Source organism: Nostoc sp. DSM 114167 (assembly GCF_052692655.1).
Genome location: NZ_CP195116.1, coordinates 7,936,285 through 7,958,490, shown reverse-complemented (window position 1 = coordinate 7,958,490; position 22,206 = coordinate 7,936,285). Strand labels below are relative to the sequence as shown.

Sequence of the window (22,206 nt, the reverse complement as noted above, 5' to 3'; positions counted from 1 at the left end):
ACGGTTGAAATCTTAGTAGCGTTGCCAATAATTTAACGCTTAACTAAAGATAAATCCGGTGTCAGCCTTTGCAAAACTTGCTTCAACACCATCACCGTCCAATCTATATCAGCTTCAGTCGTATCACGCCCCAATGTGATACGAATTCCGCCCAAGGCAGCTTTTTCGGAATAACCCATCGCTAAAAGTATCGGACTAGGGCTAAGTTTACCACTGTGACAAGCAGCACCAGCACTAATGCCGATGCCAGCAAGGTTTAATTGTCGCACCAAGGTTTTACCGCTAAGTTTTTCCCCATCGGCGTTTTCTAAGCACATACTGACATGGTGAGGCAAACGATCGCAAACATCCCCTGTAGGAATTAAACCAGGAATCTCAGCTAATTGGGCAAAGGCGCGATCGCGTAACTTAATTAACCGTGGTGTTTCTGTAGCTAATTCTTCGGCTGCTAATTCTGCTGCTACACCAAATCCGGCAATTATCGGTACTGCTTGCGTACCAGAACGTAATCCCATTTCTTGTCCACCACCGCCCAGTAAGGATATTAATTCCACACCAGGACGCACGTACAAAGCCCCTGCACCTTGCGGCCCATATATTTTATGACTGGAAAGGCTAAGTAAATCTACAGGTAGTTGTTGTACATCTATAGGTAAGCGTCCTGCAACTTGCACCGCATCTGTATGGAACAAAGCCCCATACGATCGCACTATCTTACCCAGTTCTGCAATCGGTTGCACAGTCCCAACTTCACTTTGACCGTAAATTATAGAAACCAAAACTGTATTATGTCGCAATGCCGCCTTTAAATCTAGAGGGTTGACTCTACCTTTAACATCAACAGACAAGCGCGTAACTTCCCAACCCCACGTTTCTAGAAACCTTGCTGTTTCAGAAATTGCCGAATGCTCAACGCTGGAAATAATTAGATGTTGAGGTACAGCATACAACCGAGCCACACCCATAATCGCCAAATTATCTGCCTCAGTGCCACCAGAGGTAAAAACGATCGATTCAGGACTGGCGGCGTTAATTAAACCAGCTACTTGGACTCTGGCTTGTTCTATAACCGTTGCCGCCCGTTGTCCCCACTCATGTAAACTGGAAGGATTGCCCCACTGTTGAGTGAGGATTGTTTGCATAACTGCGATCGCTTCTTTTCGAGTCGGAGTAGTGGCGCTGTAATCTAGATAAATTTGCATAAAACCGATAATAGTGAGAACACAGGTTAGTGATAGACTGCGGATTTGTCAGCATATACAGTTTTTGTGGACAAATCCAGAAAAAAATATCTGTAATTTTACATCTGATAGTGGATTTTTCCCTTTACTTAGAAACTTATTTCTCTACTTAATTCAGAACAAAAAATTTTGGGAATGATAAATATATCCACTTCCAATCCACTTTTAACAGATTACAGTGCAACTTATCTCTAGACAAAGATATTTTTTATATATCTTTTTACTGATATTCTCTCTCGCGGGTTGTCAACGAGTCCAGTCCTACAATCAGCGTCCAGCACCCTTACCACAAGACCCGTTAATTCAAGCTTACTTTAACCATTCTGAGTCTTCAGAATACCAAGAAGCTTACCGTCAGCAAACTCGTCTGGGGGATGATTTAGAAAAACAGATTGTCGATGCTATTGTGCAAGCTAAATCTACAGTAGATGTAGCAGTACAAGAATTACGTTTACCCAAAGTTGCCCAAGCATTGGTTGGTAGACAAAAAGCTGGGGTAAAAGTCAGAATCATTTTAGAAAATACCTATAGCCGACCTTGGAGTAGCTTAACATCTGCTGAAGTAGGTAAGTTAGATAAAAGAGAACAGGAACGTTACAACGAATTTCGCAAATTTATCGATCTTAACCAAGATAATCAACTCAGTCCAGCCGAAATCAATCAAAGAGATGCTTTAATAATTTTGCAGAATGCCCAAATTCCCTGGATAGACGATCGAGCAGATGGTTCAGCGGGTAGCAGCTTGATGCATCATAAATTTGTGATTGTAGACAATCGCCTTGTAATTATCACTTCCGCCAACTTTACATTAAGTGATACTTCTGGTGATTTTACAAATCTTAGCAGTTTAGGCAATGCCAATAATTTATTGCAGATTGACAGCCCAGAATTAGCTGCTTTATTTACAGAAGAGTTTAATATTATGTGGGGTGATGGCCCAGGAGGTCAACCAGATAGTCGATTTGGTTTGAAAAAACCGATGCGTTTACCTAAAGAAATAACTTTAGGTAACACCAAAATTACTGTGCAATTTTCGCCGACTTCTCCAACTCAACTTTGGAGTAACAGTAGTAATGGTTTAATTGGTAAAACTTTAGATTCAGCAACCAAATCTATTGACATGGCGTTATTTGTCTTTTCCGAACAGCCTCTTGCCAATATTTTAGAAAAACGCCATCAACAAAGTGTGCAAATTCGCGCTTTAATTGAACCACAATTTGCCTACCGTTCTTATAGCGAAGCCTTAGATATGATGGGGGTTGCTCTTAGTAACAAATGTAAATATGAAGTTGACAATCATCCTTGGTCAAATCCAATTACTACCGTAGGTGTACCTGTATTACCCAAAGGCGATTTATTGCATCACAAATTTGCTGTTATTGATAGTCAAACAGTAATTACAGGTTCTCATAATTGGTCAGATGCGGCCAATAATGGTAACGATGAGACGCTTGTAGCGATCAAAAATCCGATAGTTGCTGCCCATTATGTGCGAGAATTTGCTCGTCTTTATGCCAAAGTAAAACCAGGCTTACCACCAGCAATTCAACAAAAAATTAAATTAGAGCAAACACGATGTCCTCAAATAAAAACTTCTTTATAAACTGAGTTAAAAGTAATTCAAAAAGTAAATATTAACACCGCAAGTTTAGCATAATTAGCAACTCTTCCTGGCGTAGATCAAAAATTAGCAAAGCGAATAATTATTAGTCGTCAACAGCAACAATTTATATCTTGACAAGACTTAGGAAAAGTTCCAGGAGTGAGTGCTATAACTTTAGAAAAATGGGGAGCGATCGCGTGACTTTGTAGGGCGCACAGCTAGCTGCACACCCTTACAACGATCTGTATTCTACCTAGTTAAAAACATCTAAGATTACACAAATACCATATTTAAATTTGGCTGCTACCTAAACTAAGCAAACTACGGAAACGTCCATTCTGAGAAAATCGTTCTGCTATTATCTGTTGATAAACTGCCTCATAACCATCAGTCATGTGCTCAACGCTAAAAAGGTTTTCAACATAGCGACGACAGGCATAGCGGTCTAACTCTGTTACCCGATCGATCGCACTGATGCACTCTTGAATATTATTGCAGAGGAAACCCGTCTTTCCGTGGGAAATTACCTCTTCAGTAGAACCCAATTTCATCGCAATCACTGGCGTACCGGAAGCCATTGACTCTACCATCACCAATCCAAAGGGTTCCCGCCAAGTGATGGGGAACAGAGTTGCTACTGCACCTCCCATCAAGGCATTTTTTTGAGCATGGTTGGCTTCACCTAAATACTCTATTTGCTTTCCGTCGATATGTGGTTTAATTTCCTTCTCAAAATATTCCACATCAACGACATCTATCTTACCCGCCATTTTTAAATGCCAACCAGCAAGTTTTGCAATTTCTATGGCTAAATGCACTCCCTTTTCTGGAGACATCCGACCTAAAAATGCTAGGTAAGGAGGATCTTCTGGTTGGGAGTGAAACTTATAACTGTTAACATCAATCCCATTGTAAACCGTTGCTATACAGTTCAACCCTAATCTTGGTTCTCGTTGTGAATTGGAAATACTGACGTAGGGTTGTTTTTTCCCAAAACTAAAAATCTTTTCGTTGTCAGGGGTAAAAGTACCGTGCAACGTGTGAACTGTAGGAGTTTTTACTAGATTTGCATAAGGCAGTGCCCCATGACCAATATGGGAGTGAATAATATCAAACTCTTCTGCACGTTCATACACCGAAGCTAGATTCAGCATCTCGTAAGTGCTGTAATCTTTGATTGTGCGATCGAGTCTGAGAGCGCGGGGATGAACTGAAATTAGTTTTGCTAGACTAATCGAATCTCCCGATGCAAATAAAGTTACTTCGTGTCCGCGCCGGACTAATTCATCAGTCAGTAACCCTACTACTAACTCTATGCCACCATAAGCTGGAGGTGGAACTCTTTCCCACAGTGGAGCTACTTGAGCAATTCGCATCATAAACCTCCTAACAAATAAAACTTGAATTAGAAGTTTTTTCTTTCTGTTGTTGTAGTGCTTTTAATTGATTCACTTTGCATCAGAAATTAACTTCAGATACTAAACTTATAAACAATTGCTTCTAAAGCCTAAGCTTTTACTTATATAATTTTCATCTATCCTAGTACGCAAATTATCCACTTCTAAAGAGGTAAATTTACTCTAAATGATTAACTTTTGGTGATTTTGTACAATCTTAAATATATATTTTGCCGATCAAAAAAACTTTATAAAATCGTCAAACTCTCAGATGAATGCTGATATTTAACGTACCAAACTAGCCAAGTCAATACATGATGCTGGTTTTGGTATGCTGCTTAATTTCATCAGCTACAAACTAGAGAGAGGGAGGTAAATTTATTCAAATTGACAGGTTATTTCTTAGTTCAAAGCTTTATTCATGCTGCGGTCATAAGAATGATTTCCTGAATTTAAGTATCTGTGAGTGGAATGGCACGCTTGTTAAGATACAGCCCTTGCTCTGACTGGTTAAGATCCTAGAGGCTCTTAACCCATTCTGGGAGGCTCTGCCTCCGATCTTCTTGACAAGAGGCAGAAGCCCACTTTAAATATATTCCCAGCCTCCAGGCTGGAAACAAGGCGACACAAGCCTTTGGGTATATGGGATATAGAAAAGTCCCCAGCTTTAGGTTGCTAGGAACTAACTACTTTCGGCTTGTAAACTGATTTAACGCGATGTGCAACTTATTCTTAGAACCCCTCTCCAAACCTCTCCCCGAAACGGAGAGAGGCTTTGATTCTTGCTCCCCAACCCTAGCTCTTAAGGGGCTGGGGGTTAGGTTTGAAAAAAAGTCGCACACGGCGCGATTTACTGATTTAGCAGTCCGATAGCCATCTCAAGGTGCATCTTAGCTTTATGCAAGTTTAGTAAACTCTCTTGGTCGTATCGGTCAGGGTAGCTCATAGCCTTGCCCTCTAAAGTTATCCGAATTAATGCTGCTTGTTCATCAGTGGGGGAGTTCATCTCATCTACGACCCCTTCGAGGAATTGAATAACACTAAAGCCTGGTGATTTTAACCCTCTTCCTTGCCTTAATTGAGAGAGTGCTATCTGGGGAAATGCCATCAAGGTGACAATCCAACTAGTCTTGTAACCTCCATTCCCAGTAGGCTTTAATCCGTAACGCCTACATAAGTCTCTTAACTCAGCAGTAGTTTTGATTTCGAGTTCTGACCTTGTGAACATAAAATAGAATTACCCATTTGTAAAAGTGGTATCGGTGGATGCAAACTTTACCAGGGTGAACATCCACCAAATAAACATTTTCCACTGGTAGGCACGTGGAAAATATTATTATTTATATTTCTATACAAATGACCAAGAATAAGGGCAAGCCAGAGAATCTAAAACCGTTCACTACAGACAGAGAAGAACCATTAACCGAAAGATTAAATTTACGCATCACTAAAACAATGAAAGAGGAAGTGCAGCAACAAGATGACCCTCCTGAATTCTGTAGAGAAGCAATTCAGAAAGCACTGGATGAGAAAAAAGGGAAGTAGTGAAAAGTTATTGCACTAAACTACAACAAATTTTCTAAATTCATTAAAAACTTTTAAGCTTATTTTTTCTTACCTCGCCAAGTGCAGATGTACGCGTAAAATTCCTTGAATTACCTGTTGTACAGCTTCTTTACTCAAGCTGCCATCTACCCGAACAATTCGTGAGGGATGAGACGCTGCTAAATGCGCGTATCCTTGCTGAACGCGCCGATGAAAAGCGATTGTCTCCTGTTCAATACGGTCTAGTCCTACTTGGTCTGAGAGTTTGCGGGACAGTCCTACTTCGACATCGACATCTAGCCAAATAGTTAGATCGCTTTCTAAACCACCAGTGGCAATATTATTAAGCTGATTGATTAAACTCATATTCAGACCGCGACCATATCCTTGGTAGGCAATGGTAGAGTCAGTGTAGCGATCGCATAAAATATATTTCCCAGCTGCAAGATTTGGTTTAAGTTCTTGTTCAACGTGTTGCGATCGGTCAGCAGCATACAACAAGAGTTCTGTCACCTCTGCAACTGGCTCGCCTTCTGACTTTTCTAGTAGCAAGCGGCGAAGATGTACACCTAACTCTGTTCCCCCCGGTTCGCGAGTTACTACCACAGAAACACCGAGACTTTCCAGCCACTCAGAACAAAGCTGCATTTGGCTAGTTTTGCCACAGCCTTCCACTCCTTCAAATACAATTAATTTTCCACCCATGCTTTTTTATTCGCTGCGATAAACTGATTCGCTGAGGTTTCATCAGATCAAGAATAGCGCGAAGTGTAAAATTAACCTGCAATTGCGTAGGCGTAGCCCATCGTAGATATCGCAGTTTATGATTCAATACAGTTCAGATAAGACCAAAACACTTGTAGAGACGGCGATTTATCGCGTCTCAAAAACGGCGATTTATCGCGTCTCAAAAACGGCGATTTATCGCGTCTCAAAAACGGCGATTTATCGCGTCTCAAAAACGGCGATTTATCGCGTCTCAAAAACGGCGATTTATCGCGTCTCAAAAACGGCGATTTATCGCGTCTCAAAAACGGCGATTTATCGCGTCTCAAAAACGGCGATTTATCGCGTCTCAAAAACGGCGATTTATCGCGTCTCAAAAACGGCGATTTATCGCGTCTCAAAAACGGCGATTTATCGCGTCTCAAAAACGGCGATTTATCGCGTCTCAAAAACGGCGATTTATCGCGTCTCAAAAACGGCGATTTATCGCGTCTCAAAAACGGCGATTTATCGCGTCTCAAAAACTACGATTTAGTTTCCTGAAAATTACTGTCACTTAAACGGTACAGTATTTCGCCAGCTTTCGGCACAAGCAATATGCCTTCATCTTCTCGATTAGCCCATTGAGTGGGTTGAATGGTCGCCGGATCGCGATAGTTTAAGTTATGAGCAGCACAGCGTTCAGCAGAAATGCCAGTAGCTAAAGTAACGCGAATCCGCGCTTGTTCTCCTTTTATCGGATCGAAAGTACCCATCCCTTTTAAGTGAGTACTATGGGCCAGCACTCCAGCAGGATAGTCTTGGAATTTATGCCACTGTTTAAGAAAGTAATCCCGCACATGATAGCCAATTTGGGAGAGAATTTTGCCGTGTGTATAGCTAAACTCGGTAATATGAGGCGCATATATAATTACTTCGCCTCCGTCAGCTATTACTGGCTCTAGCTTGTACATTCCTTTTGCTGCTGTCCAAATGTCATCATACATTTGGGGCATGACTGAAAGCACTTGTTTAAAAGGCCGATCTACATATTTAATATGCAGTTTAGCTGATAGTTTTGCAGCAGCTTCCCAGGCTGATTCTGGTTGACCTATATAAAGTCCAGCTAGCTGATTTGTTTTCGGTGCGACCACCATCGCCAAACAAAGCTTTGGGGTAGAAATCAGGCTAGCGGCTCGGTTAATCAAACGCCGGACTGGTGTGATTCCCAGCGTACCAATAATTTCGTAACAAGTAATTAAAGCACCTAACCAGTGTGAGAGATTAATTACTTCTTGACCACCAATACCAGGAAAAAAATATTTATTTCCACCAGAAAAACCGACAACTTCGTGGGGAAAAACTGGGCCGCAAATTATAATCAAATCGTATTCTGTTATCAGCTTATTAATCCGCACATCAACTGACTGATGTAGCATTCCACCGCTAATTTCTGCTATCTCGTCTGCCGAAATTACTCCACAAGAGATAAAGGTATCTGGTTCGTTCCAAAGGTGGTTAAAGATGCGAACTTTTTTAAAAGTTGTCTCTCGTTCCTCTGGTGTTACTCCTACCAAGTGATTGATTTGTTCTTCACTCATCGGATTATGTGTACCCAGAGCAATTAAAAAGTCCAGAGCCGCTACCCTTTGACCCAACTCCTGATGCAGCAATCGAAACATTTGCGGGATGGGAGCAGTGCGGGTACTATCTGGAATTAACACCAAGATGCGCTGTCCATCCAACTTAGGGTCTACTAAAGCTTGATGAACTAGCGCCGAAACTTGCTCATCTGAAAGTGTCCCATTATTTACAGCCAGTGAATACATGACATTATTAAACTCCACTGTAGATACTAAATCCACCATCTACCGGCACAACTACTCCGTTGACGAAACTAGAACCAGAACTACATAACCAGATTAAGGTGCTGAGTAATTCATCTGGTTTTCCGAAACGTCCGGCGGGAGTATGGTCAATAATTTTTTGCCCGCGAACGGTCAAACTACTATCAGAATTTAAAAGTAAATCTCGATTTTGCTCGCCAATAAAAAAACCTGGTGCGATCGCATTTACTCGCATTCCATCACCATACTTTTGGGCGAGTTCTACAGCTAACCAGCGAGTAAAGTTATCTATCCCTGCTTTCGCGGCCGAGTAGCCAACCACTCGACTAATCGCTCGAATCGCAGACATAGAAGAAATATTCACAATGCAACCGTGGGGCTGACTTCTTTCCACCATTACTTGACCAAAAACCTGGCAAGGTAGTAAAGTGCCAACTAAATTGAGGCTAACTACTTCCTCGAAAGCTGTATGTGGCATCTCAAAAATATTCCCATCAGCAGTAATTGTGGCAGCCGGAATATTACCGCCAGCCATATTTACCAAAATATCTATCTCACCCCAACGCTGTATAATAACATCCCTAGCAATTTCTAATTGGGAGCGATCGCTAACATCGGCCACCACAGCCATACTTTCTCCACCGTTAGCAGTAATCTCAGCCGCCACCGCCCCCGCCCTAACTTCATTGCGACCCAAAACGACCACTCGCGCTCCAGCCAGAGCCAAACCCTTTGCCATAGCCCCACCAAGCACACCAGAACCACCAGTAACTACCGCAACCCGCTCTTTCAAACTAAAAAGTTTACTCAAAATCAACTCAGCCATCACCCATTCCCCCTCTCTGCGTACCTCTGCGCTTCCCTCTGCGCCCCTCTGCGTTTAAATTTCCCCCCTCAATTCCCCTCAAACTTATAAGCAACCTTAGCAAGGTCATAAGCCAAAGCACGAGCCATACCATACCCTTCCTCTTCCTCAACCAATCCCCGTGCGACCAATCCAGCCAACCAATTACAAGCTACCCGTCGCCAGACATGATGACGAGCCGGAATCGAAACAAAAGCCCGCGTATCATCATTAAATCCAGCAGTATTATAAATTCCCGCAGTTTCCATAACTTGATTGAAATAACGCTCCATACCATTTACGCTGTCGTGAAACCACCAAGGCGGTCCAAGCAATACACTGGGATAATGACCAGCTAACGGAGCCATCTCGCGGCTATAAGTGCTTTCATCCATACCAAAAATGATTAAATGGAAGCGGCGATCGCTACCATAAGCTGACAACAACGGGCGTAAATTTTCAGTCCATTCGATTTTTACGGGAATATCAGCACCTTTATCAGCTCCAAATTTCTCAAATAAAGCCGGGTTATGGTTACGCATCACACCGCAATGCATTTGCATCACTAACCCATCTTCCACACTCATCTGCGCCATTTCCATGAAGATATGACCGGTAAAATTTTCGACATCACCTGGATTCAGCTTGCCGGCTAATGCTCTGGCGAAGATAGCTTCGGCTTCTTGGTCAGAAAGGCGTGTGGTATAAGGTGTAGCTGCACCTTGATCGGTAGCTGTCGCGCCCATTTTCTTAAAGAAAGCTCGACGTTCTTCGAGAGCTTGCACAAAATTGGCGTAAGTGTTAATTTCTCTACCGATACTGCTTTCCAACTTGCTAAGATTTTCGCGCCAACCAGGAGCATCTAGATTAACTACTGCATCTGGGCGAAAAGTTGGTCTAATTTGAGTAAAACCTTCTTCGTGGAGCGATCGCTGATTTTCTAGACGATCGCTGGCGGCATCGGTAGTACAAAGCACTTCGATGTTAAAGCGTTTGAATAAAGCACGCGGGGAAAACTCCGGTGAGGCTAACAAACCTTCCAGATAATCATAGATACGTCCGGCGTTGCGAGAATTTAAAGGTTCATCCACCCCAAAGACGTTAGTTAATTCCTCTTTCAACCACAACCCAGATGGAGTACCTTGGAATAAATAAAAATGGTCGGCGAACAATTGCCAGATTTTGCGGTGGTCGGTTTCTACTGGCGAACCATCATTAGTTGGTATGCCCAAAGCTTGCAGAGATACGCCCTGACTATAAAGCATCCGCAAAAGGTAGTGGTCAGGGATAATCAATAATTCTGTGGGCGAACCAAAACGGGCTGCGGGATTAGCTAACAAAGCTGGATCTACGTGTCCGTGTGGACAAACTAAAGGTAACGCAGATATACTATCAAAAAATTGATGGGCTAATCGTCTTTGAACTGGTTCTGGAGAGAAGCAGCGATCGGGAGATAAACCCGGTTTTTTAGTTAACATAATTTTTGTATAAATTGTTTTGAATTTTAAATTGTTAATAATGGTGCACTGCTACCACGCTTTAATAGAAAAGGAGATAAAACGCGGTTTTCCACAGTTTTTTCTTCTATTAAATCGAGTAACATTTGCATAGCTATGCCACCAATTTCTAACATGGGCTGACTAATTGTGGTCAACGCTGGCGTAACGTAACAACCCAGAGCAATACCATCAAATCCGACAAGGCTTAAATTTCGCGGTACTAAAATACCTAATTCTTGGCAAGCTAACAGAGCGCCAATTGCTACCATATCGTTGTAACAAAATATGCCTGTAACTTCTGCGGCCAATAGTTTAGACAGCATATTTTGTCCGGTGTTCACGTCGCTGGTTCTGGTATTATACTCGTCACTAATTGAAACCCAATCAGTATTTTGTGGGATACTAGCTTCTGCAAGGGCCATTTGATATCCTTCTAGGCGCTGCTGGTTCGATCTGCTGCGATCGCTCACACCCAAATAACCAATAGCGGTGTGTCCTAAACTAATTAGATGCTCTGTCGCTAATTTAGCACCTAAGCGATCGTCTATTGCTACTGAATGAAATATTTCTGATTGGTCTTCAGTCTGACTATTAATTAAAACTGTTGGTACAGCAATTTGTGTGAGTTGTTTAGTATGCTGTTTACTAATTCGCGAGTCAGCTATTAAAATCCCGTCCACCCTACGGCGATGAAAAGTATCAATAGCTGCCATTTCCTGCTCAAAATCTCGGTGTGAAGCACTCAACAAAACACTCAAACCCGCTGGTTTGGCTATCTTCTCGATTCCTTCTACCACCTCAGCGTAAAAGGGATCTGAAATTGAAGTTACTACTACACCAATAGTATTAGTACGTTTATTTTGCAAACTTTGAGCAATAGCATTCGGCACATAACTCATCTCCTCTGCCAGTCGCTTAATTTCTTCTCGCACTTTTGGGCTAATGAGAGCGTTATCTCGCAAAGCGCGTGAAACTGTAGAATGAGAAACCCCTGCTCTGCGGGCAATATCTTCAATTGAAATTCTTCGTTTATTCATTATTTTATTTGAGCTTTTAATTATTGCACACGTGTGCATTTGTATGTATTATAGAAAATAATCGTCATTTGTCAAGAGATTTGAATACAACTGACATTTTGCATAGCAAGGAGTTAAAAATCCTCACTTTCACCTCCGTCAATGATTACAACTACAAGTTACAAATCACAAATTCCGAATTCCGAATTAGTTGAACTTTTATTAAGAAAAAAATGATTATTATCGTCATGGGTGTATCTGGTTCTGGAAAAACCACTATCGGAAAACTACTAGCAGACTCCTTAGAATGGGAATTTAGCGACGCTGATACTTTCCACTCGCCAGAGAATGTTGAGAAAATGCGGCGCGGTATTCCTCTGAGTGAAGAGGACAGAATGCCTTGGTTACAAGATTTGCAAACAGCCATCAAGCATTGGCTGCAAGAAAATAAAAATGTAGTGCTGGCGTGTTCGGCTTTAAAAAATAGCTATCGGCAATTTTTGGTAGTGGATAGCGAACGCATCAAGCTAGTTTACCTCAAAGGGTCTTACGAGTTGATTCAAAAACGCTTAAAAGAGCGTAGCAATCATTACATGAGTGAAAAACTACTCGATAGTCAGTTTTATACACTTGAAGAACCAGTAGATACTCTATCTATGGATGTTGCACAGCCACCCCAGATAATTGTCCAAAACATTAGAACTGCTCTAGAAATTTAGCTGAGTGGTGACAACCGTAATATTAAGATTAATCACGTATCTAGGAAAACACGAATTTTTGGCAACTAAATCACATCAGATGTAAGTCTAAAGAAATATCAAAGCAAGCAGATAACTGTAATGGTAGGAGAAAAGTAGTGTTTATAAGATTAGCGCAACAGCATCAGCAATTCATCCAAGACTTAGTAATGAACCTGCAAGCCTTGACAATTATACTTGAGCGGCGTGGCTATACTGCCTCTTGTTATACATGCGGCGAGCAAATGAACAGTGCTTCATTTATGGTTAGCCTGAAAGAAAAGCACCTGATTCGGTTTTTAGTGTCTGATTACGGAATTACTTGGATGGAATTGTGGGACGATCGCGAATTAATGAAGTTGGAGGGTGCAGAAGCGATCAACCAACTACAAGAGTTGGCTAATATTGTCAAGCATTCCACTGCCATACAATTAATAAAATAGTTAACGACTCCCTTAGCTGAGTTCGACAAAAAAATTAACAGAGGTTTTGCACACGTGTGTAAAACAAAAGAGATTATATATAATCAAAGGCTTGTGTACACGTATGCACAAGCCTTTTCAAAAATCTATCCAACACAAAAATCAGCTATAGAGGCGTAGCGATATGCTGACGCTGCGCGATCGGGTGCTGTGGTAGCAGGTTGTCGCTACCCAGAAGGCATCAAAGTCTCTGAAAAGTAGACCTCTTGCAAAAGTAACTTTTGCATTCTTGGGGGAAAGGGACTCATCTTTATTGGGAAAAGGGTTTTTATTAGCCCTTTCCCCTTTACCCCTTACCCTTTTCCCCACAAATGCCAAGAAGTCTCTGAGAATTAATTAGCGATCGGATCGCATCAGTGCTTTGTCTTAACTCCGATCCAAACTGGAATAAATTAGGCTAGGCACAGGTATGCAAAGACGAAATGAAACTTAACACCTATTTTTGCACACGTGTGCAAAAATAATAAATAAGTCTAATACAGGTTTTGCACACCTGTGCATAATAGAGTGCGAAAGTACGATTTAACAAATACAATATCGACAACTAGGAAGATATGTCTCAAACTCTAAATAATGCCATTGCTCAAGTTCAAAACAATCCCTTACGTTCGCTAGAAGAATGGGAACAAGACTTACTTAATCGCTATCCCGATCCAGATAACATTGTTAAAGAAGGTAAAACCACCGAAGAGTACAGGAATTACGAAACTACTATTAGATATACAGTAAAAGAATTTTATCGGTTAAATCATATTAATCAAACATATAATTTTGTGCTTCAAAAAGAAAAAGAGTTTTTGAAGTTTGATAAAAAAGAAATGTCTGTTTGGGATGCGGTCGAATTTTTGAATCAGTTGGTTGATGATTCCGATCCTGATACAGACATGGATCAGTTACAACATCTATTGCAAACATCAGAAGCTATTCGCGCTGATGGTCATCCTGACTGGATGGTACTTACTGGCTTCTTTCACGATATGGGGAAAGTGCTTTGTCTGTTTGGCGAACCTCAATGGGCTACCGTAGGGGATACTTATCCTGTAGGTTGTGCATTTTCTGATAAAATTGTTTTCTCAGAATTCTTTAAAGAAAATCCTGATTATAATAACCCCGATTACAACACTAAATATGGCATTTACGAACCTAACTGTGGATTAAGTAATGTACACATATCATGGGGACATGATGAGTATTTTTATCAGATGATGAAAAACTATTTGCCCGAACCTGCATTGTATATGCTTCGTTATCACTCATTTTATCCTCAACATCGTGAAAATGCCTATGAGCATTTGATGGATAAACACGATCGAGAAATGTTTAAATGGGTACGTTTATTCAATCCCTACGATTTGTATTCCAAAAACCCTATTCCTCCTGATTGGCAGAAAATAAAACCATACTATGAAGATTTGGTGGCTAAATATTTACCGACAACATTAAAGTTTTAAACTGTTAAAAGAAGATGCAATCTTCTATTTTTGATGGGAGAAAGTAAGAACAAAAATTAGTATGCAAACTTTCTTTATCCCTAATCAAGCTTAAAAACATTATCTTGTTTACTCTTTTATTGCCTGCATGTAATAAAAGAGGAATAACAAATAAATACACTTGTCAAGCTGATGAAAGTTGATTTGAAAAATCTAACCAAAGGATGTTTACATTTTCCGAAATTCCGTACTATCAATCAAAAAGCTCTCTACTCTAATGTATCTTTTCTGAAGGAGATTGATTGAGAAATGTTAACGTTTTTAACATCAATCATAATATGGAATAGCCTAATTTATCCGAATGCTTTGGAATCAAGACTTTGAGTTCTATCGAAAGATTTAAACACTTTACAAATGTAAAGTTCGATAAACAAATTAATTTTTTTACTGGGTCGGGATAAAATGAAATAAATTCAAAACAAATAAAGACTTATAAGTTTAATAAAACTAATTTTGGGAAGTTTCACTTAAAAGCTACTTTCAGGCTATGCACTACGAAGTAATTTTACTCAAAAATAATGTAAATATTTGAAGTAGTGTAATCTTCGTAAGTTTGCTTTAAAAATAAAACATTTGGGTTCGTGAAACTAATAGCAATAACTCCCATTAAGTCAAATAACAAGCTTTTTTGAGTTTCAATTCCAAAAGTTAGTAGTAACGCTAGGTTAAGTCTAAGTTTTTCAGACCTAGTTTATCTGGTTATGACCTTTATCCAATTTAAATCAGTTGTTAGAAACAGAGGAATATGAATAAAATTTCGCTCATAGCTGGTATATTAGGTTTTGTAGTTGTTGGTTGCACAAATGGCGCTGAAAATGGCAACACTGCTACTAATACTACTAACAAGGCTACTAATATAAGCGCAGAGAGTCTTAGTACTTCAAATAGAAAATTGCAAACAATCGGCGTCGCTTTGGGTGACTTAGGCAATCCTTTCTATAATGCTGTGCAGAAGGGGACTGAGACAGAAGCTCAAAAAATCGGCGGTAATATCAGAGTTAATGCGGTTTCCAGTGCCTTCGATTTGAACCAACAAACCAACCAAATCGAAAATTTTACAGCTGCAAATACTGACTTAATTATCCTCAGCGCTGTTGATAAAAAAGGAGTTAAACCAGTTATTGACCAAGCAAGGCTTGCAGGTAGAGTTGTTATTGCATTAGATTCAGCCGTTGATGCAGATGTGGATGCAATGATTAGTTCCAACAATACCCAAGCTGGTGAGGTTGCTTGCCAATATATTGCCGATCGCCTCAAAGGTCAAGGTAGTGTAGTCATCCTCAACGGTACGCCGATGGACTCAATCAATCAGCGAGTGAGTGGCTGTGAGAAGTCATTGTCTAAATATCCGAATATTAAACTGATCTCTAAAGAGCAAAACGCTGAAGGGACTAGGGATGGAGGACTAAGAGTCATGAGCGATTTGCTGACAACCTTTCCGAAAATTGATGCCGTTTTTGCCACTAACGATCAAAGCGGTGTCGGCGCAGATTTAGCTGCTAGACAAGCAAGACGTAAAGAATTTTTTATTGTTGGGGTTGACGGATCGCCAGATGCAACCAAAGCAATGGAAGACAAAAATGGTGTATTTGCTGCAACTGCTGCTCAAAATCCCGCAGGGATGGCCCAAAAAGCAGTTCAGATTGGCAACGATATCATCCAGGGTAAAAAACCTGAGTCATCTGAGATTCTGATTCCGGTCAAGTTGGTTACTAGAGAGAACCTCAGCAGTTATCAAGGCTGGTAATTTGTAATTCGTAATTCGTAATACTTCGGCTACGCTCAGTACAAGTTCGTAATTCGTAATTACAAAATGTTTTAATATATCGTTTCTAAATTTGGTGTAAGTAAGAATGATTTTTAGGAGATATATGAATGTGAAAAAGATTCCGCTTACTTCTGATGTTGCGCTTCGCTTAATCGCAGCTAGCATACTAGGTATCATTAGTGGTAGCTTTGTCGGCTGTACAAATGGTTCTCCCGATCGCAACACTGCTACTAACACTGATACTACAACTGCTATCAATACTAGTGCAGAAATTAAAACCGCTACTGAAAATAGAAAGTTGCGATCGGTTGCCTTTACCGTTGGCGATTTAAGTAACCCTTTCTTCGTTGTTATGGGACAAGCAGTTGAGGCAGAAGCGAAGAGAATTGGCGGAAAAGATGTCAACGTTATTATAGCTTCTAGTGCTTATGACCTTAACGAACAAGCCAATCAAATTGAAAATTTTACGGCTGCAAATACTGACATCATTGTTTTGAACGCTGCTGATAAAAGTGGCATTAAGCCAATAGTTGAAAAAGCAAAACAAGCAGGTAGAATTGTCATTGCCGTAGACACAGGTGCTGAGGGAGGTGTGGATGCCACCATCACTACTAATAATACCCAAGCTGGAGAAGTTAGTTGCAAATATATTGCTGACCGCCTCAAAGGTAAAGGCAATGTAGTAATAGTTAACGGCCCGCCAGTAGATTCGGTAATTCAGCGTGTTAGTGGCTGCGAGAATGTATTGTCTAAATATCCCAATATCAAAATTCTCTCTAAAAACCAGAATGCAGGCGGTAGTAGGGATGGAGGACTCAGAGTGATGACTGATTTGCTGACAACCTTTCCGAAGATTGATGCTGTTTTTGCTATCAACGATCCGAGTGGAGTTGGTGCAGAACTAGCAGCTAACCAAGCACAACGTAAAGAATTCTTTATTGTTGGGGTTGATGGTGCGCCAGAAGCGATCGCTGCGATCGCTTCTAAAAATAGTTTATATGCTGCAACGGCTACTCAAAATCCGCGAGGAATGGCGCAAAAAGCAGTTCAGGTTGGCAACGACATTTTAAATGGGAACAAACCTAGCAATCCTACAATTTTGATTCCAGTTAAGTTGATCACAAAAGATAATGTCAGCACAGAAAAAGGCTGGTAAATAATAAAAATTGTAAATTTACAATGCAAATTATTTCTAATCTGAGTTGAGTCTTTTGGTGCATTGACAGACTTTTTGCACATACCCATGATGTATATATATGCATTTGCGAAAAGTTCTAAATTTTGGAAGACGACGTTTAGAAGTTTCCAAAATAGCGATCGCTTTTTAAAACATGATTTTGTGATGATTTTAATTTCACATCAAGTGTGAGTTGATTGATTTCTAACTCACGATGCAATTTTTAAATTGTTTTTAGAGGTTCTGCTCATGACAACAAATATTGAAACCTCATTTCCTGATACACCAACCACCACCCCTGTATTAGAAATGCAAGGGATTACGAAACGATTTCATGGTGTATCTGCGCTCCAAAATGTCAATCTGACGATTTATCCGGGGGAAGTTCACGCCCTCATGGGTGAAAACGGAGCAGGCAAAAGCACATTGATGAAAATCTTGGCTGGGGCTTATATTGCCGACGAAGGAGAAATTCGCATCAATGGTCAACCCCTGAAAATTACCGATCCGGCGACAGCACGCAAGGCGGGTATTAATCTTATTTATCAAGAACTGAATGTTGCACCTAATTTAACCGTTACCGAAAATATGTTTATGGGTAGCGAGTTGCGGCGAGGTCAGCTTTTAGACCGCAAAGCTATGCAACTGGAAGCAGAAGAAGTGCTAGATAGCCTGGGAGCCAATTTTACCGCCCAAACTGTAGTTGGTACTTTGTCCATCGCCGAACAGCAGCAAGTGGAAATTGCCAGGGCGCTAAAGGATAAAAGCCGCGTTTTGGTGATGGATGAGCCAACAGCAGCATTGTCTGACCGCGAGAGCGACCATTTATTTGAGGTAATTCGCAAACTGCGGCGTGATGGTATTGCCATTATTTACATCAGCCATCGTATGGAAGAAATCTATGCCTTAGCTGACCGGATTAGCGTGTTGCGCGATGGTCAATATATTGGCAGTCTCACACGCAGTGAAATTACTCCCCAGCGATTGGTGCAGATGATGGTCGGTCGCTCCATGCAAGACTTTTACGAACATCAACGGCAAATGAATCCCGGCCCCGTCGTGCTGTCAGTCAGAAATATGAGCGACGCCCGCAAAAAGATTGAGCCGGCTAGTTTTGAACTTCATGCTGGAGAAATTCTGGGTTTAGCTGGGTTGGTTGGTGCCGGACGCACAGAACTATCCCGGCTGATTTTTGGTGCAGACCGTAAGGCTAGTGGTGAAGTATTCTTGAATGGCAAAAAACTGGAAATTAATACGCCCAGTGATGCCATTGCTGCCGGAATTGGCTACGTTCCAGAAGACCGCAAAGACCAAGGTTTATTTCTGGAGATGAGCGCCCGCAAGAATATTGCCATCAACACACTCAAAGAGGATGCAAAGGGTGGAGTTGTTGACTGGAGTTCAGTTAATCGGCTGTCAACAGATGCGGTAGAAAACTTTAATATCCGCCTAGCCAATTTGGAAATCAGAGCATTGGATCTTTCTGGTGGTAATCAACAGAAGCTAATGCTAGCGCGCTGGTTAGCCATTAAACCAAAAGTCCTGATGTTAGATGAGCCGACACGCGGCGTAGATATCGGTGCTAAAAGTGAAATTTACCGAATTATGAGCGAATTAGCAGCGCAAGGTGTTGCTATTTTAATGGTTTCCAGCGAACTATCGGAGATTGTCGGTATGAGCGATCGCGTCTTAGTGATGCGAGAAGGACAACTGGTAGGCGAACTGGACGGCAGTCTTGGCAAAGAAATCACCCAAGAAAAGATTATGCATTTTGCAACTGGAGCATCGGAGGTATCAGCATTATGAGTCAGACAGTCAGACCGCCTGCCAATAAATTAGCCAACAATCCCGCAGCTCGCAACCGGAAATCAATCAGCACTCTGTTGGAAGTTGCGGGTATTTTGCCAATTCTAGTAATTATCTGCATCTTATTTGCCTTCCTTTCTCCCAACTTCCTCACAGGCAGTAACATCGTTAATATCTTGCGTCAGTCATCAATCAATATTGTGCTGGCCACAGGAATGACCTTTGTGATTCTCACCGGAGGGATTGACCTTTCAGTTGGGTCAATATTGGCTGTTTCTGCCGTAGTTTCCTTACTGGTATCGCTGCTGCCAGCTTTAAGTTGGGCGGCCGTGCCTGCTGCGTTGCTAGCGGGATTGCTTTTAGGCTTAGTCAACGGCGCTCTCATCACCTTTTTGGATGTGCCACCTTTTATTGTCACATTAGGTTCACTTACAGCTTTGCGGGGTGTTGCCTTTTTAGTTGCCAAGGGAGCAACACTGATTAACCCAAACATCAATTTTGCTTGGGTGGGTAATAATTATGTCGGCCCCCTACCGTGGCTAGTAATCATTGCGCTACTGACCGTAATCGCTAGCTGGTTTGTGCTGCGACAAACTGTTTTGGGAGTGCAGATATATGCTGTTGGCGGTAACGAACGGGCAGCCAGATTAACAGGGATTAAAGTTAATCGCGTGTTGCTATTCGTCTATGGTATTAGCGGATTACTGGCAGGTTTAGCAGGAATCATGAGCGCCAGCCGTCTTTATAGTGCCAGTGGCGTATTAGGTCAGGGTTATGAATTAGATGCGATCGCAGCTGTTATTCTAGGTGGAACCAGCTTTACAGGCGGTATTGGCACCATTGGCGGCACTCTTCTCGGTGCATTGATTATTGCGATTCTCAACAACGGTTTAACTCTGTTGAACCTATCTTACTTCTGGCAACTAGTCGTCAAAGGCCTAGTAATTATTTTGGCAGTAACCATTGATAGACTCCGCAGACGTTCCAGACGGTAAAAAAGAGGCAGGGGAGCAGGGGAGATGAGGGAGATGAGGGGACAAGGGGATAAACAAAACTCCTAACTCCTAACTCTTAACTCATTACTCATTACTCATTACTCATTACTCATTACTCAGCACTCCTAACGCCCAATGCCCAATGCCCAATTCCCCATCTTCAATAATAAATATATAAACTATGACCTCCACTACTACTCGTCGTAAAGCCAGCACGTTTTATGTAATTTTGATTGCTGGTGCCGCTGCCCTCGGCGGGTTTTTATTCGGTTTTGATACTGCTGTAATCAATGGTGCGGTTTTATCTTTAGCAAAAGCTTTTAATACCAGTAGTTGGGTGACAGGGCTGGCAGTGTCCCTAGCGTTGCTGGGGTCTGCGGTAGGAGCCTTCTTTGCCGGACAGATTGCAGACCGTTATGGTCGAGTCAACGCAATGGTGGTCGCTTCGGCATTGTTTACTATCAGTGCCATTGGCTCTGGAATAGCCTTCACAATCTGGGATTTTATCTTTTGGCGATTATTGGGTGGGATTGGCATCGGCGTTGCTAGCGTCATTGCGCCAGCTTACATTGCCGAATGTTCTCCCACCCATTTGCGAGGAAGGTTAGGATCTCTGCAACAATTAGCGATCGTAGTGGGAATTTTCGTTGCCTTATTGAGCGACTACTTTATCGCTGTGTCAGCAGGTTCAGCAGACTCGCCGTTTTTGTTTGGGGTTCCAGCTTGGCGCTGGATGTTTTGGACAGCAGTCCCGCCAGCTGTATTCTACGGGATGGTAGCTTTAACAATTCCTGAATCTCCCCGTTATTTGGTTGCCAAAGGACGAGAACCAGAAGCTGCTAACGTTCTGACCAAGATTTTAGGGGGTGACGTACTGCCAAAAATCGAAGAAATTCGGCAGACAGTGCTTCGCGAACGCCAACCCAGGTTTTCTGACCTCTTAAGCAGAAGTGGCGGACTGCTGCCAATTGTTTGGATAGGAATCGGCTTATCTGTATTACAGCAATTTGTTGGGATTAATGTAATTTTCTACTACAGCAGCGTTTTGTGGCGGGCTGTCGGCTTTTCCGAAAAAGATTCCTTATCAATCACGGTGATTACAGGAGCCGTCAACATTATTACAACACTGATTGCGATCGCCTTCGTAGATAAATTTGGTCGCAAGCCATTACTTATACTAGGGTCGATTGGCATGACCTTGACCTTGGGGACGATGGCTTATCTTTTTGGCCATGCTCCCCTCGATGCTGCTGGAAACCCCAATCTCACCGGTAGCGCCGGCACTATAGCTCTCATTGCAGCCAACCTCTATGTGTTCTGCTTCGGTTTCTCCTGGGGACCAGTGGTTTGGGTGCTGTTGGGAGAAATGTTTAATAACAAAATTCGAGCCGCCGCACTTTCGATTGCTGCTGCTATGCAATGGGTTGCTAATTTCCTCGTTTCCACAACATTTCCTCCAATACTGCAATATTTCGGTCTAGGTTCTGCCTATGGACTCTATACAATTGCAGCAGCTACCTCATTCTTTTTCATTCTCTTTTTTATTAAAGAAACCAAAGGGATTGAGTTAGAAGATATGTAATTTGTAGTCTCATCAAGTCTGATTTTGCTACGAGTATTAAGGTAAGAATTCACAAGTCAAAATTCCGAATCCAGAATAGTTAAAGAATGAGGAGAAAATGGGATACATAAATGTACTATAGCGTTTCCCGACCTGCTGAAGTACTGAGTAAATCACGAATAAAATGAGGTAAGCCTCTGCGTACCTTTGCGTTTGACTCTGCGCTCCTCTGCGTTTAAAAACATTATTTCTGGTACCTCACGTAACCAGGAATTGCCATAATCATGCTGCATTTCTTTTAAATTAACGTGAGTTCGACAGACCTCTCCCGGACAGCCTCCCACTCCTTTTAGGCAACGCATAGCGTCTGGGTAAGGAGAGGGAAGAGTAACGAGAAAAGAAAAGTTTTTGCTCTCCTCTCCTACTAGGAGAGCGGCTGGGGGAGAGGTCAAAATAGCACTCGTCGAACTCACGTTAAATTACGACTTTTGAG

At 41.7% G+C, this 22,206-nt stretch carries 18 protein-coding genes and 1 pseudogene; 11 read left to right on the top strand and 8 right to left on the bottom strand.

The annotated features are described in order from the left end of the window. Nucleotides 1-32: 32 nt before the first annotated feature. Nucleotides 33-1,202, bottom strand: coding sequence for a cysteine desulfurase family protein (locus NSTC731_RS33425; protein ID WP_445628704.1), 1,170 nt, complete (start codon nt 1,200-1,202; stop codon nt 33-35). Nucleotides 1,203-1,419: 217 nt separating this feature from the next. Between NSTC731_RS33425 and NSTC731_RS33420 the strand changes: the two are divergent. Next, nucleotides 1,420-2,976, top strand: a pseudogene (locus NSTC731_RS33420) (phospholipase D-like domain-containing protein); the annotation flags it as partial. Nucleotides 2,977-3,134: 158 nt separating this feature from the next. On the opposite strand, the gene NSTC731_RS33415 reads toward NSTC731_RS33420, so the two are convergent. Together NSTC731_RS33415 and NSTC731_RS33410 are read right to left on the bottom strand one after the other, a co-directional pair. Then, nucleotides 3,135-4,220 (bottom strand): glycosyltransferase family 4 protein, encoded by a 1,086-nt coding sequence (locus NSTC731_RS33415; RefSeq protein WP_445632232.1) that lies wholly within the window; start codon nt 4,218-4,220, stop codon nt 3,135-3,137. Nucleotides 4,221-5,091: 871 nt separating this feature from the next. Then, nucleotides 5,092-5,469, bottom strand: a complete 378-nt coding sequence (locus tag NSTC731_RS33410) for a hypothetical protein (protein ID WP_292843718.1) — start codon at nt 5,467-5,469, stop codon at nt 5,092-5,094. Nucleotides 5,470-5,597: 128 nt separating this feature from the next. Here NSTC731_RS33410 and NSTC731_RS33405 point away from each other — a divergent pair, with 128 nt between their 5' ends. After that, a complete protein-coding gene (locus NSTC731_RS33405; RefSeq protein WP_292750468.1) occupies nt 5,598-5,786 on the top strand; it encodes a hypothetical protein in 189 nt (62 codons plus the stop codon). Between the two features lie 69 nt (nt 5,787-5,855). Here NSTC731_RS33405 and tmk read toward each other — a convergent pair whose 3' ends face one another. Continuing rightward, nucleotides 5,856-6,491: a dTMP kinase gene (gene tmk / locus NSTC731_RS33400; RefSeq protein WP_445628703.1), complete on the bottom strand. Its 636-nt coding sequence runs from the start codon at nt 6,489-6,491 to the stop codon at nt 5,856-5,858. A gap of 118 nt (nt 6,492-6,609) precedes the next feature. Here tmk and NSTC731_RS33395 point away from each other — a divergent pair, with 118 nt between their 5' ends. After that, a complete protein-coding gene (locus NSTC731_RS33395) occupies nt 6,610-7,047 on the top strand; it encodes a hypothetical protein (RefSeq protein ID WP_445628702.1) in 438 nt (145 codons plus the stop codon). Here NSTC731_RS33395 and NSTC731_RS33390 read toward each other — a convergent pair. From NSTC731_RS33390 to NSTC731_RS33375, 4 genes are all read right to left on the bottom strand, one after another. Next, nucleotides 7,037-8,359 (bottom strand): lactate racemase domain-containing protein, encoded by a 1,323-nt coding sequence (locus NSTC731_RS33390; RefSeq protein WP_445628701.1) that lies wholly within the window; start codon nt 8,357-8,359, stop codon nt 7,037-7,039. The genes NSTC731_RS33395 and NSTC731_RS33390 overlap by 11 nt on opposite strands. Then, a complete protein-coding gene (locus NSTC731_RS33385) occupies nt 8,328-9,164 on the bottom strand; it encodes an SDR family oxidoreductase (RefSeq protein WP_445628700.1) in 837 nt (278 codons plus the stop codon). The genes NSTC731_RS33390 and NSTC731_RS33385 overlap by 32 nt, the downstream gene beginning before the upstream one ends. Before the next feature lie 68 nt (nt 9,165-9,232). After that, on the bottom strand, nt 9,233-10,660 hold the full coding sequence (uxaC, locus tag NSTC731_RS33380; protein WP_445628699.1) for a glucuronate isomerase: 1,428 nt from the start codon (nt 10,658-10,660) through the stop codon (nt 9,233-9,235). A 26-nt stretch (nt 10,661-10,686) separates the two neighbouring features. Next, nucleotides 10,687-11,718, bottom strand: coding sequence for a LacI family DNA-binding transcriptional regulator (locus NSTC731_RS33375; RefSeq protein WP_445628698.1), 1,032 nt, complete (start codon nt 11,716-11,718; stop codon nt 10,687-10,689). 212 nt (nt 11,719-11,930) lie between these two features. Between NSTC731_RS33375 and NSTC731_RS33370 the strand changes: the two genes are divergently transcribed. The 8 genes from NSTC731_RS33370 (at nt 11,931) to NSTC731_RS33335 (ending at nt 21,734) form a co-directional block, all read left to right on the top strand. Next, nucleotides 11,931-12,416 carry a gluconokinase gene (locus NSTC731_RS33370; protein ID WP_445628697.1) on the top strand — a complete coding sequence of 162 codons (486 nt, stop codon included), beginning with the start codon at nt 11,931-11,933 and terminating at the stop codon, nt 12,414-12,416. A 137-nt stretch (nt 12,417-12,553) separates the two neighbouring features. Continuing rightward, nucleotides 12,554-12,877 (top strand): DUF1815 family protein, encoded by a 324-nt coding sequence (locus tag NSTC731_RS33365; RefSeq protein WP_445628696.1) that lies wholly within the window; start codon nt 12,554-12,556, stop codon nt 12,875-12,877. Nucleotides 12,878-13,470: 593 nt separating this feature from the next. Beyond that, the gene (locus NSTC731_RS33360) at nt 13,471-14,367 is read left to right on the top strand and encodes an inositol oxygenase family protein (protein WP_445628695.1); all 897 of its coding nucleotides are present in this window, start codon (nt 13,471-13,473) and stop codon (nt 14,365-14,367) included. A gap of 784 nt (nt 14,368-15,151) precedes the next feature. Next, nucleotides 15,152-16,153 (top strand): ABC transporter substrate-binding protein, encoded by a 1,002-nt coding sequence (locus NSTC731_RS33355; protein ID WP_445628694.1) that lies wholly within the window; start codon nt 15,152-15,154, stop codon nt 16,151-16,153. 124 nt (nt 16,154-16,277) lie between these two features. Then, nucleotides 16,278-17,330: an ABC transporter substrate-binding protein gene (locus NSTC731_RS33350; RefSeq protein WP_445628693.1), complete on the top strand. Its 1,053-nt coding sequence runs from the start codon at nt 16,278-16,280 to the stop codon at nt 17,328-17,330. A 270-nt stretch (nt 17,331-17,600) separates the two neighbouring features. After that, nucleotides 17,601-19,157, top strand: coding sequence for a sugar ABC transporter ATP-binding protein (locus tag NSTC731_RS33345; RefSeq protein WP_445628692.1), 1,557 nt, complete (start codon nt 17,601-17,603; stop codon nt 19,155-19,157). After that, the gene (locus NSTC731_RS33340; RefSeq protein WP_445628691.1) at nt 19,154-20,152 is read left to right on the top strand and encodes an ABC transporter permease subunit; all 999 of its coding nucleotides are present in this window, start codon (nt 19,154-19,156) and stop codon (nt 20,150-20,152) included. Before NSTC731_RS33345 ends, NSTC731_RS33340 begins: the two co-directional genes overlap by 4 nt. Before the next feature lie 181 nt (nt 20,153-20,333). Next, complete coding sequence (locus NSTC731_RS33335) at nt 20,334-21,734, top strand: sugar porter family MFS transporter (RefSeq protein ID WP_445628690.1); 1,401 nt, start codon at nt 20,334-20,336, stop codon at nt 21,732-21,734. Nucleotides 21,735-22,206: the final 472 nt, after the last annotated feature.